The organism is Segatella copri, from assembly GCF_002224675.1.
Taxonomy (GTDB): domain Bacteria; phylum Bacteroidota; class Bacteroidia; order Bacteroidales; family Bacteroidaceae; genus Prevotella; species Prevotella copri_U.
Genome location: NZ_NMPZ01000012.1, coordinates 32,147 through 45,920, shown reverse-complemented (window position 1 = coordinate 45,920; position 13,774 = coordinate 32,147). Strand labels below are relative to the sequence as shown.

Here is a 13,774-nt window from a genome sequence, read left to right as displayed (position 1 = left end):
ACATGATGTCGGGGTTGTTGCTTTTTGAAGGCGGCAACCTAAAAAAGGGGGAAGACTCCTGCAGAGTCTGCCCCCAATATATGGTGCTCGCTTTATGCGTCGATATTGGCGTATGTTGCGTTCTGCTCGATGAACTCTCGGCGTGGCTCCACATCGTCGCCCATCAGCATAGAGAAAATCTCGTCAGCCTGAGCTGCATTCTCGATGGTAACCTGCTTGAGCAAGCGTGTTGCTGGGTCCATAGTGGTTTCCCAAAGCTGCTCTGGGTTCATCTCACCCAAACCTTTGTATCGCTGGGTGTGGATATTCTTATCTTCGGTGCCATCGCCATACTTGTCGATGAAAGCCTGGCGCTGCTGTTCTGTATAGCAATATTCGCTTACCTTGCTGCGGTAAGTACACTTGTAGAGAGGTGGGGTAGCGATATACAAGTGGCCTTCCTCGATAACTTTAGGCATGAAGCGATAGAACAATGTCATGATCAGTGTGTCGATGTGGGAACCATCGACGTCGGCATCGGTCATGATGATAATCTTGTCGTAACGCAGCTTGTCTGTGTTGGCTTCCTTGCTGTCCTCACCATCTACACCGAAGCGAACTCCGATACTCTGGATGATGTTCATGACAGACTCTGCTTCGAAGACTTTATGCCACTGAACCTTCTCTACGTTCAGAATCTTACCACGTAATGGGAGGATAGCCTGGCGGAAACGGTCGCGGCCCTGCTTGGCAGAACCACCAGCGGAATCACCCTCGACGAGGAAAATCTCGCATTCCTTAGGATCCTTCATAGAGCAATCGGCAAGCTTACCAGGAAGACCGCCACCAGTCATGAAGTTCTTGCGCTGTACGCTCTCGCGTGCCTTGCGGGCAGCGATACGTGCTGTAGCAGCCAGGACAACTTTTTCGCAGATGCGCTTAGCCTCGTCTGGATGTTCCTCCAGGTAATCAGACAAAGCTTCGTTTACAGCCTGCTGAACGGCGCCCTGTACCTCGCTGTTTCCGAGCTTGGTCTTGGTCTGGCCCTCAAACTGAGGTTCTGCTACCTTGATAGAGATAACGGCGGTAAGACCCTCGCGGAAGTCTTCTGGTGCAATCTCTACCTTTGCCTTCTCAATCTGCTTAGAGATGGCTGGGTCAGCTTCTGCGTAAGCCTTCAGGGTACGGGTCAACGCCATACGGAAACCAGTCAGGTGGGTACCACCCTCGATGGTGTTGATATTGTTCACGTATGAGTGGATATTCTCTGAATAGTCTGTGTTGTACATCACGGCAATCTCAATAGGAATACCCTGCTTCTCTGTCTTCAGGTAGATGACGTCATCGAAGAGGTGGGTGCGATGGCGATCCACGTAGCGAACGAATTCCTTCAAACCATCCTTCGCATGGAAAACCTGCTCCTTGGTCTTTCCGTCCTCGTCTGGGCGCAGATCTCTCAGAGTAATCTTGATACCCGCGTTGAGGAATGCCAACTCGCGCATACGGTTGGCGATGATGTCCCACTTATAGACAGTGTGAGTAAAGATTGTTGGGTCTGGCCAGAACTGCTGGCGTGTACCGCGCTTGTTGGTCTCGCCTACCACCTTTACCGGATAGAGAGGCTTACCCTTCTCGTATTCCTGCTGGTAGATCTTGCCACCACGGAAGACCTGTGACAACATGTGAGTAGAAAGTGCGTTTACACAACTTACACCCACACCGTGCAAACCTCCAGAAACCTTGTAGGAACCCTTGTCGAACTTACCACCGGCGTGGAGCACGGTCATTACGACTTCGAGGGCTGACTTATGAAGCTTCTCGTGCATATCCACAGGGATACCACGGCCATTGTCTTCTACGGTGATAGAGTTGTCCTCATTGATGGTAACCTCGATGTCGGTACAGTAACCAGCCATCGCCTCGTCGATAGAGTTATCAACGGTCTCGTTTACCAGGTGGTGAAGACCCTTTTCGGAAATGTCTCCAATGTACATTGCCGGACGTTTGCGGACAGCTTCCAAGCCTTCAAGAACCTGGATGTTGCTCGCTGAGTAATTATTTGCGGTGTTTTGATTTTCTGCCATTTTTAGAATTGTCTTATTTCCGTGCAAAGATACAAAAAAAAGCTGAGAAACAGCTAGTTTTCTTTGTGAAAATTAGCGAAAAAGGAGAAAAAAGTAAGGTGGTGATGTGTCGAAGGTCGAAGGGGTATAAAAAAGAGTAAGGCTGCAACCCCTTTATGAAGGATAGCAGCCTTATTTATCTCTTTTGCTTTAACTTGGAAGTTAGGCCAACTTAGCGATGTGCTGTGTAAGACCAGACTTCAAGTTTGCAGCCTTGTTCTCGTGAATAACGTTGATCTTAGCCAACTTGTCCAAAAGCTTCTGTACTGTAGGATAGAGCTTTGCAGCCTCCTCCTTGTCAGTCATGTTGCGCAACTTGCGAACGGCATTGCGCATAGTCTTTGCATAGTACTTGTTATGCAAAGCCTTCTTCTTGTCCTGACGGATTCTCTTTACTGATGATTTGTGATTTGCCATCTCTATGTTTTATTTTTATATTCTTTATTAATGTTTGTAGTCCCTAGCAGAGTCGAACTGCTCTTTAGAGAATGAAAATCTCTCGTCCTAACCGATAGACGAAGGGACCATTGCTTATTTGCGGGTGCAAAGTTACTACTTTTATTTGAATCTTGCAAATTTTTCCGCGAAAATTTTCGCTAAATGCTTGTTTTTTTGTAATTTTGCCCTGTTTTTTAATAATTATAGACAAAATGGAAGTAAAAACTAGAGCTATCGTACTGCAAACCATTAAGTATGGGGATGCACAACTTATCGTGGATTTCTTCACCGAAAAGTTGGGCAGAGTCTCTTTTATGGTCAAAATACCCAAGTCTTCTAAGGCGAAGATGAAGCGTCAGCTGTTTCAGCCCTTGATGATTCTCAACCTGGAGTTCGATCATCGTCCGAAAGCTAACTTGCAGCGATTGAAGGATGTATCCATCGCTCTTCCCTTTGTGGATCTTCCCTTTTCGCCTTACAAGTTGGCGATGTCTATGTTTCTGGCAGAGCTTTTGGGGCAAGCCACCAGGAACGAGCAGGTGAATGTTCCATTGTTTTCCTTCATAGAGGAGAGTGTGGCGTGGCTCGACCAGGCACAGGGGAATTATGCCAATTTCCATATTGTCTTTATGGTTCGGCTAACCTTCTTTCTTGGATTTTCGCCTAACCTTGAGAGTGGTGCGCATGGCGATTTCTTCGACTTGGAGGAAGGCCGCTTTGTATCCTTCGTGCCTACACACGTACATTATTTAAATAAAGAGGATTCTTTGCGTATGTTGGGGCTGCTTCGCCTGAGCTATGAAACAATGCACCTCTACACCATGTCCCGATTGGATCGAAACCGCTGTGTAGAGGTGATATTGCAATATTATAGGATTCATGTTCCGGGATTCCCGGAACTGAAAAGCTTTTCTGTTCTACAGGAGTTGTTCGCTTAAGGAACGGTTCCCTAGGCGAAGCTGATGACTCCCTGTACTGTGTCGTTATCGTCTTTCTTCTTAGCCTCCTCCGTTTCTGCATTGCCAGAAGCCAGATTGCGGATGTCTTCGAGAGTCTGACGGGTGCGCTTGAAGGTTGGTGTGTTCTCTACCTGAAGGATTACATCCTCGTTGTCGAGATCCTCAGGACGGAACAGGAAGATGTGTGGATGACGCTTATACTGGGTAGAGTTGCCGTCTGAACCATAGTAGCGCTCGCGTCTGTTCTGACGCTCTGCCCTTGTCTCTTCCTCTTCTGCGATACGGCGAGCTTCCTCTTCTGTATGTTTCTTCATGTGGCGGTTCATTCCCTCTACGTCTTCGAGTCCGAAACCTGTTGCCAATACGGTAACCTTGACACGGCTGCCCAACTCTGGATCAATGGCGAGTCCCCACTTCAACTCGAAGTCATCTCCAAACTTCTCCATGAAGTCGTTTACATCGTTCATCTCATCCATGGTCAAACCAGGATTGTCCTTCTTCTCACTGGCAAAAGCAATGCTCAGCAAGATCTTCTTGGAGTTGAATACATCGTTGTCGTTGAGCAAAGGTGAGTTCAATGCATCCTCAATCGCCTTCTTGACACGACCTTCACCTTCACCGTAACCAGTACTCATGATGGCAACGCCACCATCCTTCAATACGGTCTTCACGTCGTTGAAGTCAAGGTTGATGAGTCCGTGAACGGTGATGATTTCAGCAATACTCTTTGCTGCAACGCTTAAGGTGTCGTCTGCCTTTCCGAAGGCATCGAGTACTGCGAGGTCTGGATAAATCTGGCGGAGACGCTCGTTGTTGATAACCAGCAGCGCATCTACGTGCTTTGACATCTCTTCTACACCATCCAGTGCCTGGTCGATCTTCTTAGGACCTTCGAAGCGGAAAGGAATGGTTACGATACCAACGGTAAGAATTCCGAGTTCCTTGCTCACTCTTGCGATGACAGGCGCAGCACCAGTACCGGTACCACCACCCATTCCGGCAGTGATGAAAGCCATCTTGGTGCCGTCGTTCAGCATGTGCTTGATTTCCTCCAGGGTTTCCTCGGCAGCCTGGCGAGCCTTGGCTGGCTTGTTGCCGGCTCCCAGACCTTCCTTGCCCAACTGCAGATGTACAGGTACTGGAGAATCGTTGAGTGCCTGATTATCAGTGTTACACAATACGAAGCTTACGTCGTGGATGCCTTCACGGTACATGTGGTTGACAGCGTTACCACCGCCACCACCTACACCAATCACCTTGATGATGCTGTTTTCCTTTTCTGGCTCTCCAAAGTCCAGAATATGTGGAGTATTTGTGTTATCTAGCATAATAGTCTATTCTAAAATATGATTATATTATTCTTCCTCAGAGATGGTATCCTTCACGAATTTCTTGAATCCTCTCATGAACTTGTGAACGAGGCTGTTCTCTTTTCTGCGTTTTGCTTCTTCCTCAGCTTCCTTTTCAGCCAGGAGTCTTGCCTCTTCCTCTTCCTGTTCTCTCTTGCGGCGAGCCTCTTCTTCAGCCTTCAGCTTTTCGGCTGCAGTCAATACCACGCCGGTGCCTACTGTCTCGTTCGGGTTGCGAGGAGCCTTGTGGGCTTCAGAACCTGTTCCTGTTGTAGGACGGTTGTCGAGGTTGTCGAAGAGGTCATTGTTGAATTCGCTGCCTGCGCAGTTCATGTCGCCCTTAGCCAGGAGTCCCAATACGGTATTCATCATACCTGTATGATTGGTGATCTTAGGATCCTTTGAGTTGACTGTCTGGGTAACAAACTTCGCGATGCGTACCTTGTCAATATGGGTATGAGTCTTGAATACCTTATCGATTTCAGGCATATTGCTTCCACCGCCGGTGAGGATGATACCCCCCATCAGCTTATCAGAGAATTCTACAGGTACCTGGAACCATGCATTTTCTACGATTTCCTCCACACGAGCCTCTACAATCTCGATAAACTTTTTGCTCTCTATGGTTCTGTCCTTGTCAACAGAGTAGTTGAGTGTTGGGTCGATATTGCTGATATCGGTGTAGGCCTTTGCATATTTCAGCTTCATCTTTTCTGCATCAGCATCCTCGAGCTGGAGGCAAGTCAAGTCCTTGGTGATGTTGTTTCCACCCAATGGGATGACAGAGAGATGGCGCAGGATACCCTTGTAGTACACGGATACGGTAGTGGTGTCGGCGCCCAGGTCAACGAGCATACATCCGGCTCTCTTCTCAGAGTCGGTCAATACGCTGTCTGCCATAGCCAGTGGTGCGAGATACATCTCCGCAATCGAGATATTTGCATTCTCGAAGCAGGTGTTGATATTGTTATAGAAGTTCTTGCGCCAAAGGATATTCAGGAAGATACCTTCCAGATGGCTGCACTGTATGCCTACAGGGTCAATCTGGTACTGGTTGTCTATCTTGTATTCCTGTGTTGCAGCGTCAAGAATTTCTTGGTCTGGATAAGTCATGTTGCGGTTGATGTCCATCAGCTCATTAATCATATCCTGCGAGATGATAGATGCGCCTGGCAGATCTTTCACGATGACGTTCTTGAGGCTTCTGATAGATCTGCCTCCTACACCCACGTAAACCTGGGTAATATCTTGTTTGAGGAAGTTCTTCAACTTCTTGATGATGCTAGTGAGGCACTGGCATGTTTTGTCGATGTTATAGATAACACCCTTTCTGATACAAGAAGACGAGTTTTCTTCGACGGTAGCCAGCACGGTGATGCTGCCGTCTAAATTCTTCTGACCAGCTATACCTGTCATCTTAGATGAGCCAAGCTCGATAGCTACAATAAATTCCTTTGGCATAGTCTTTATATATTATCTTTTTCTGTTTCAATTATAAAATTAGCTGTTATGATGCTTTGTGCAAATTATCTGGTTGTCAAACTCGATGTTGATGTATGAGTATTTGTTCCAGCCAGCTTGAGAGAGACCATATTTGTAGAACTTTTCCAGACGGTCCATCTTCTTGTTGATGAAGTCTTCTACATCTTGTTCTCTTTTGCTGATGATATTGCTTTCCGGCAGGTTACCTATATATATAATGTGGTTTCCTACTCGTGGCACCAGTTCAATGCCCCTGTCGGGCAGTACGTTGATCTGCTCTATCTGATTTCTCCAAAGATTGTTCTTCATCAGGGTCTTGCTTACCAGCGATATGTATTTCTGGGCAAACCATTTGTTGATGTTGCCTGTGGCGATGATGATGTCGCTCGTATAGTTGGTGTTGGGCATTACCTGATAATGATCATCTATATAGTAGTCCTCGTTGTTGATGCTCTTGATTCTCACAATTGGCATACGCTGGGTGAGGTAGATATCCACCAGTCCGTCTTGCGTCTTGTAGCATTCTGCGGTCTTCACGAAGGGACTGGTCTTTAAGGTTTCCTCTATCTTTCTGGCGTTTACGTTGTTCAGCGGTTTCTCCAGGGGATAGAGCTTTTTTATCTCCAGTCTCTTCTTGATTTCCTTTGCATTCAGAAAGCCGTTGGTCATCTCATCCTCAATGTTGATGTTCACCTTGGTGCATAGCATTCCCTTTTCATCAGGTTTGTTAAACTTGGTGAAAGCGAATCCCAGATAGGTTGCCAGTGCAACATCCAGGGTGATGAGTAGGGTTTTCTGCCAATTGATATGCATTGATTACTTTGTTCTTGTTTGCATAAGCCCCTGTCTCCGGGGGCTTATTTTGATTCTAGAATCTTTGTGATTTCTGGAACATAGTTGTCCAGATCTCCAGCTCCCAGAACGACGAGTACGTCGAAGTCACGGCTCTTCACCAGGTCGAGTACTTCTTCCTTGTGAATCATGCTCTTCTCTACGCCTGGTTTCAGGTTGTCGTAGATGAGCTTGGAGGTAACTCCTGGGATAGGCTGCTCGCGAGCAGGATAGATATCGCAGAGGATGACTTCATCGAGGAGACTCAGGCTGTTGGCAAAGTCCTTGTAGAAGTCACGGGTGCGGGTGTAGAGGTGAGGCTGGAAGATGGCTGTAATCTTGCGATCTTTGTAAAGCTCACGAATACTCTTTGCACTCTGATAAATCTCTTTTGGATGATGAGCGTAGTCGGAAAGGAATACGAGCTTGTCGTTCTTGATCTTGAAGTCGAAGCGGCGGTCCACACCTCCGTATGTCTTCATTCCGTTGCGAAGTTCATCGGCGGTACAACCGTTCAGCTGTGCCATTGCCATTGCTGCCACACCATTTGTGATGTTGATTGGCACTGGCTGTCCGAGCTCTACGCCTGTAACGTTCTCGATAGGAGAGATGAAGTCGAATGTGATTCCGCCATTCTCTATCTTGATGTTCTCAGCGTGGAAGTCGCCTTCGTCCTGGCTGTATTCGTATATCTTGACGCCGTTTTGTACGTGCTGCTTCATCTCCAGGTCTTTGTGGATGATGAGCGCACCGCCCGGCTGAATCAATTCTGTATAGTGACGGAAGCTTTCGAGATAAGCCTCCTTGGTACCATAGATGTCGAGGTGATCAGGATCTGTAGATGTGATGACGCTCATCCATGGGCGCAACCAGTGGAAACTGCGGTCAAACTCATCTGCCTCGATGACTACGAAGTCGCTCTTGTCCGAGAGAATGTAGTTGGTGCCATAGTTCTTGGAGATTCCTCCGAGGAAGGCATTGCAGTCGAGATGGCTCTGGTGCATGATGTGGGCACACATGGTAGAAGTAGAAGTCTTGCCGTGTGTACCTGCCACGCACAGTCCCTTGTGGGTGCGGGTCAGGGTACCCAGAACCTGTGCACGCTTCTCGATGGTGAATCCATTCTCGCGGAAGTAAACCAGCTCCTTGTGCTCAGCAGGGATGGCTGGTGTATAGACAACCAGCGTATTTCTGGCATCCTTGCAAGCCTCAGGGATGAGATCTACATTCTCTTCGTAGTGGATGAGCATTCCTTCTTTCTCCAACTCGTGAGTGAGATTGGAAGGAGTCTTGTCGTATCCGGCTACAACCAACTTCTTGCTGAGGAAGTATCTGGCGATGGCGCTCATACCGATGCCGCCTGCACCTACAAAATAAACTGCTTTAATATCCTTGATTTCCATTATCTTGTTGCTAATTTGATTACTTCGTCGGCGATGACGTCGGCTGAGTTCTTTAATCCTAATTTCTTGATGTTCTCACGGAGTGAGTTGAGTTTATCCTCGTTCTTGACTGTGTTGATGGCTTTCTGGAGCAATTCGTTTGGCGCATCAGCATCTTTCACGTAGATGGCTGCATCCTTGTTTACCAGTGCCATGGCATTCTTGGTCTGATGGTCTTCTGCCACGTTAGGGCTTGGGACGAGGATGACTGGCTTTCCGATGAGGCAGAACTCACTGATACTGCTGGCTCCGGCACGGCTGATCACGAGGTCGGCAGCCTTGTAAGCTGCGCCCATGTCGCTGATGAAGTCGGTAACCTTGAGCATTGGCAGTTCCTTGCCCTTGAGTTGCTCCATGATGGCTGCGTTGTAGTACTTACCTGTCTGCCAGATAAACTGCACGCCGCTTTCCTTCACGAGGTCGAGGTGCTGAAGCACGCTCTCGTTGATGGTTCTTGCACCGAGGCTTCCGCCCACGAGCAGGATGGTTTTCTTATCAGGGTCGAGACCGAACTGCTTTCGTGCCTCTTCCTTGGTGAGGGTAGTCTCCAATACGTTCTGGCGTACTGGATTTCCCGTCATGATGATTTTGTCGGCAGGGAAGAAACGTTCCATTCCTTCGTAAGCCACGCATATCTTTTCTGCCTTCTTTGCCAGGAGCTTGTTGGTCACACCTGCGTATGAGTTCTGTTCCTGGATGAGGCATGGAATACCTTTGCTAGCGCAAACGTTGAGTGTAGGACCGCTGGCGTATCCGCCCACACCTACAGCAGCCATTGGCTTGAAATTCTTGATGATGCTCTTGGCCATGTGCTGGCTCTTCCATATCTTGAAGAGAACAGCGATGTTCTTGAGCAGATGCTTTCTGTCGAAACCGCAGATAGGCAATCCTTTGATTTCATAACCCGCTGCAGGAACACGCTGCATTTCCATTCTGCCAAGTGCTCCAACAAACAATATTTTGGCATCAGGGCGCTTTGCCTTGATGGCGTTTGCGATGGATACGGCAGGGAATATATGACCGCCTGTACCGCCTCCACTTATGATAATTCTCAGTTCATTATTCATAATCCATTCTTGTTTACGACCCGAGGGTCAACAATTTTCACGCAAAGGTAAGCAAAAAAATCCATTTAATGGCATTTTTTACCTTATTTATGATACTCTTTTGTTATGCAGCAGCAAATTTGTCAAAATTTGCTTCGTTTTGAGGCAAATCTTTCTTTTTTGCGGTTCTACTGATGCTTAAGATGATGCCCAGGTAGAGACAGTTGATGATGGTTGAGGTTCCACCTCGGCTGATGAGCGGAAGTGGCTGACCAGTAACCGGTGCCAAGCCCACAGCTACAGCCATGTTGAACAGTGCCTGGATAACCAGCATGATGGCAAGTCCCATGCACAGGAATGCTGGGAATGTGTTCTCACACCGGTTGGCGATTCGCCCGGCTCTGAAGAGCAGAATGATGTAGAGGAATGCCACAAAGAAGGCACCCCACAGTCCCATTTCCTCGATGATGATGGCGTAGATGAAGTCGGAGAATGCCTGAGAGAGAAAATCTCGTTCTACGGAGTTTCCCGGTCCCTTTCCCACGATATTCGATGAGGCGATGGCGATGTTGGCATGGGCCACCTGCGCATCCTTATCCAGGTCCACGTCTTCCGGAGCCACTGGCTTGGAATTGATAAACTTGTCGATACGTGCTTTCCAGGTATCTGCTCGGTGGAACATCTTCTCTGCCATACCTGGTGCTTCTTCCTTCTCGTTGATGTTCTCTGTGAGCGTATTTTCCGGCTTGTTTCCTCCGTTTTCCTTGTCTTCACCCACGATCATAACGCCGGCGAAGACAACGCAGATAAATATCAAGACGCTGCCCACGAGTTTGCCTATCTGACTCATAGGTACTCTTCCGATGATCATCATGCATAAGATGGTGATGCACAGAAGCATGGCGGTGGATAAGTTCTCAAGTCCGATGAGGATGATAAACGGGCAGCAGGCCGTCAAGACATACTTGAAGGCTCTCCGTTCTGCACCATTCTGCGTCTGCATTGCACTGAGAATCTGTGCCACTACCAGCACCACCGCTCCCTTGGCTATTTCCGAAGGCTGAAACTGGATGCCCACCAGGTTAATCCAGCGGGATGCGCCATTGGTGGATTGTCCCGCTATCAAAACCCAGATGAGTAAGCCCAGAGATGGAAATATCACAAAAGGAGTGACGATCTTGAAGTACTTACACTTAACCTTGAGCATACATATCATGGTGCCTAAGCCTAGAAAAAGGAGACCTATATGGCGTATTACCGGCGCCATATAGTTACCACTCTTGTAAGACAAGGAGCTAGAGGCGGAATACACCTCTATGATGCTTATCATACAGAGAAAGAAGAAGACCATCCAGATGACCTTGTCTCCCTTGAATATGTTGCCTATGGTCTTATTGTTCATTTCTTAACTGTCCTATCTCTAAAATTATTATCACTTAAGTTCTTGCCAAATGAAAAGTTATTCACCGATGGCTCTTGCCAGTGCCTTGAACTGCTCGCCGCGGTCCTCCATGTTCTTGAAGAGGTCGAAGCTGGCGCAGCATGGGCTCAGCAATACGGTGTCGCCTGGCTTGGCCAGCTCCTGGCAGGCAGCCACGCAGTCTTTCATGCTGTGGGTGTCGCGAACAGGAATGCCCAGGGCGTCGAAGTTGTCGTGCAGCTTCTGGTTGTCGGCTCCGAGATATACGATACCTGCACACTTCTCCTTTACCAGGTCCTTGATCTGGTTATAATCGTTGCCCTTGTCCTTACCACCGATGATGAGGATGGTAGGGGTTGTCATGCTCTCCAGAGCGTACCAGCAAGCATCCACATTGGTAGCCTTTGAGTCGTTTACATAGTAAACTCCCTTGAACTTGCCCACCTTCTCCAGTCGGTGCTCTACGCCTGGGAAGTCGTTGAGGCCCTTGTGCAGGGTCTCGTGGTCGATGCCTACGATGTTGCAGGCGAGTCCTGCTGCCAGGCTGTTGTAGATGTTGTGCTTGCCGCGCAGGCTCATGTCTGCCTGTGGCATCTCGAAGGCTGATGGGAAGTTGAGTTTGTACTTGCCGTCCTCGATGTAGCCCACGCATCCTTCCTCGTTGAATTCTGAGAATGGACAGAGGTGTGACTTGAGGTCATACTTCTCCAGTTCCTTCTTCACGATAGGATCATCGTTCCAGAAGATGAAGCTGTCTTCCTCTGTCTGGTTCTGTGTGATGCGCATCTTGGCATCGGTATAGTTCTGCATCTTGAACTCGTAGCGGTCCAGATGGTCTGGAGTGATGTTGAGCAGGATTGCCACGTTGGCACGGAATTCGTACATGTTGTCAAGCTGGAAACTGCTCAGTTCGATGACGTAGTACTTATGAGGTGTCTCTGCCACCTGCAGCGCCAGACTCTTGCCGATATTGCCAGCCAGTCCTACATCGTAGCCAGCCGACTTGATGATGTGATAGATCAGCGAAGTAGTTGTGGTCTTGCCATTGCTACCTGTGATGCAGATCATCTTGGCATCTGTATATCTGCCTGCAAATTCTATTTCGCTGATGATAGGAGTACCCTTTGCCATCAGTTTCTGAATCATAGGGGCTTCCTTAGGAATGCCCGGGCTCTTGATGACTTCATCAGCGTCTAAGATTTTCTCTTCAGTATGATGTCCCTCTTCCCACTCAATGCCGTGGTCGTCCATCAACTTCTTGTAGTTGTCCTTGATCTTAGACATGTCAGAGACAAATACCTCGAATCCCTCTTTCTTCGCCAGCACGGCAGCACCTGCGCCACTTTCGCCAGCTCCTAAAATTACAATTTTGCTCATTGTTGTATCTTTTTCTTGTCAGGCTGATAAGAGCCTTTGTTTTATCTAATCTTCAATGTGATGATGGTGAGTGCTGCCAGGATGATGGTCACGATCCAGAAACGGATGGTAATCTTCGATTCGTGGTAGCAGTTGCGAGGCTTCTTCCACAGATACTTGCAGTCTGGATCCAGCTGGCTGTCCTGTGTACGGAAGTTGTCGTGGATAGGCGTGCGCTTGAAGATGCGCTGCTTGATGCCTCTGCGCTTACCCAGCTTGTAGTAATATACCTGCATCATCACGCTGAGGCTCTCTACGAAGAAGATTCCGCAGAGGATAGGCAGCATCAGCTCCTTGTGGATGATGATGGCGCCCACGGCGATGATACCGCCGATGGTGAGCGAACCGGTATCGCCCATGAACACCTGCGCAGGGTAGGCATTGTACCAGAGGAAGCCGATGAGGGCTCCGATAAAGGCACAGAAGAATACCACCAGCTCCTCGGAGCCAGGAATATACATGATGTTGAGGTAGGCGGCAAACTCGATGTGCGACGACACATACGCAAGAATGCCTAATGCCACACCTATGATGGCGGAGTTTCCGGCACACATTCCATCCATTCCATCGTTGAGGTTGGCACCGTTGGAAACGGCGGTAACCACGAAGATGGTCATGATTACAAAGAGAATCCAGCCTGCAGCTACCTTGTGCTCACCACAGAAGCTGGTGATGCTGGAGTAGTCGAGATTATGCCCCTTGATGAATGGTATGGTGGTTTTCAATGACTTTCGTGCCTCTGCACGATGCTTTACCACCGTCTCCTGTCCCTGGCGTTCGATGGCGAGGTTCTCGTTCATCTTCACGTCTGGAGAAGCCCAGAGCACCAGACCTACGATGAGGCCGATACCAACCTGTCCTACGATTTTGTATTTGCCCTTCAGTCCCTCTTTGTCGCGCTTGAAAATCTTGATGAAGTCATCCATACCACCGAGGAAACCAAGCCATACGGTAGTGATGATCATCAGGATCAGATAGATGTTGCGCAATCTGCCGAGCAGCAATACCGGTACGAGGATGGCCAGGATGATGATGACGCCACCCATGGATGGGACACCAATCTTCTTTACGCCGAATGGGTCGATGCTGGCATCGCGCTGGGTCTCGGTAATCTGCTTGCTCTTGAGGTACTTGATGAACTTCTCGCCAAACCATGCAGAGATGACGAGTGATAAAATCAGTGCGAGCAGGGCACGGAATGAAATGTAACCCCACATGTGGGAACCTGTAATGCCCCACTGCTCCAGAAATCTAAAAAGATAGTATAACATTTTTCTTCTTCTCTTTTT

Annotated in this window: 11 protein-coding genes; 1 reads left to right on the top strand and 10 read right to left on the bottom strand. The window is 48.4% G+C overall.

The annotated features are described in order from the left end of the window. Window positions 1-92 precede the first annotated feature (92 nt). Both gyrB and rpsT read right to left on the bottom strand, forming a co-directional pair. Window positions 93-2,063: a DNA topoisomerase (ATP-hydrolyzing) subunit B gene (gyrB, locus tag CFT61_RS08920; protein WP_089544092.1), complete on the bottom strand. Its 1,971-nt coding sequence runs from the start codon at window positions 2,061-2,063 to the stop codon at window positions 93-95. A gap of 201 nt (window positions 2,064-2,264) precedes the next feature. Next, window positions 2,265-2,519 (bottom strand): 30S ribosomal protein S20, encoded by a 255-nt coding sequence (rpsT, locus tag CFT61_RS08915; protein ID WP_089544091.1) that lies wholly within the window; start codon window positions 2,517-2,519, stop codon window positions 2,265-2,267. A gap of 233 nt (window positions 2,520-2,752) precedes the next feature. On the opposite strand from rpsT, the gene recO reads away from it, so the two are divergent. Next, on the top strand, window positions 2,753-3,478 hold the full coding sequence (gene recO, locus CFT61_RS08910; protein WP_089544090.1) for a DNA repair protein RecO: 726 nt from the start codon (window positions 2,753-2,755) through the stop codon (window positions 3,476-3,478). Between the two features lie 11 nt (window positions 3,479-3,489). Here the strand turns inward: recO and ftsZ are convergent, their stop codons facing one another. From ftsZ to mraY, 8 genes are all read right to left on the bottom strand, one after another. Continuing rightward, window positions 3,490-4,827, bottom strand: coding sequence for a cell division protein FtsZ (gene ftsZ, locus CFT61_RS08905; RefSeq protein ID WP_089544089.1), 1,338 nt, complete (start codon window positions 4,825-4,827; stop codon window positions 3,490-3,492). 27 nt (window positions 4,828-4,854) lie between these two features. Beyond that, a complete protein-coding gene (ftsA, locus tag CFT61_RS08900) occupies window positions 4,855-6,309 on the bottom strand; it encodes a cell division protein FtsA (RefSeq protein WP_089544088.1) in 1,455 nt (484 codons plus the stop codon). Window positions 6,310-6,348: 39 nt separating this feature from the next. Continuing rightward, complete coding sequence (locus CFT61_RS08895) at window positions 6,349-7,143, bottom strand: cell division protein FtsQ (RefSeq protein ID WP_089544087.1); 795 nt, start codon at window positions 7,141-7,143, stop codon at window positions 6,349-6,351. Between the two features lie 44 nt (window positions 7,144-7,187). Beyond that, entirely contained in the window at window positions 7,188-8,564 is a 1,377-nt protein-coding gene (murC, locus tag CFT61_RS08890) for a UDP-N-acetylmuramate--L-alanine ligase (protein WP_089544086.1), read from the bottom strand. Continuing rightward, window positions 8,564-9,670 (bottom strand): undecaprenyldiphospho-muramoylpentapeptide beta-N-acetylglucosaminyltransferase, encoded by a 1,107-nt coding sequence (gene murG / locus CFT61_RS08885; protein ID WP_089544085.1) that lies wholly within the window; start codon window positions 9,668-9,670, stop codon window positions 8,564-8,566. The genes murC and murG overlap by 1 nt, the downstream gene beginning before the upstream one ends. A gap of 103 nt (window positions 9,671-9,773) precedes the next feature. Then, complete coding sequence (locus CFT61_RS08880; protein WP_089544084.1) at window positions 9,774-11,051, bottom strand: FtsW/RodA/SpoVE family cell cycle protein; 1,278 nt, start codon at window positions 11,049-11,051, stop codon at window positions 9,774-9,776. Between the two features lie 57 nt (window positions 11,052-11,108). Beyond that, window positions 11,109-12,446 carry a UDP-N-acetylmuramoyl-L-alanine--D-glutamate ligase gene (gene murD / locus CFT61_RS08875; RefSeq protein ID WP_089544083.1) on the bottom strand — a complete coding sequence of 446 codons (1,338 nt, stop codon included), beginning with the start codon at window positions 12,444-12,446 and terminating at the stop codon, window positions 11,109-11,111. 41 nt (window positions 12,447-12,487) lie between these two features. Further along, a complete protein-coding gene (mraY, locus tag CFT61_RS08870) occupies window positions 12,488-13,756 on the bottom strand; it encodes a phospho-N-acetylmuramoyl-pentapeptide-transferase (RefSeq protein ID WP_089544082.1) in 1,269 nt (422 codons plus the stop codon). Window positions 13,757-13,774 lie beyond the last annotated feature (18 nt).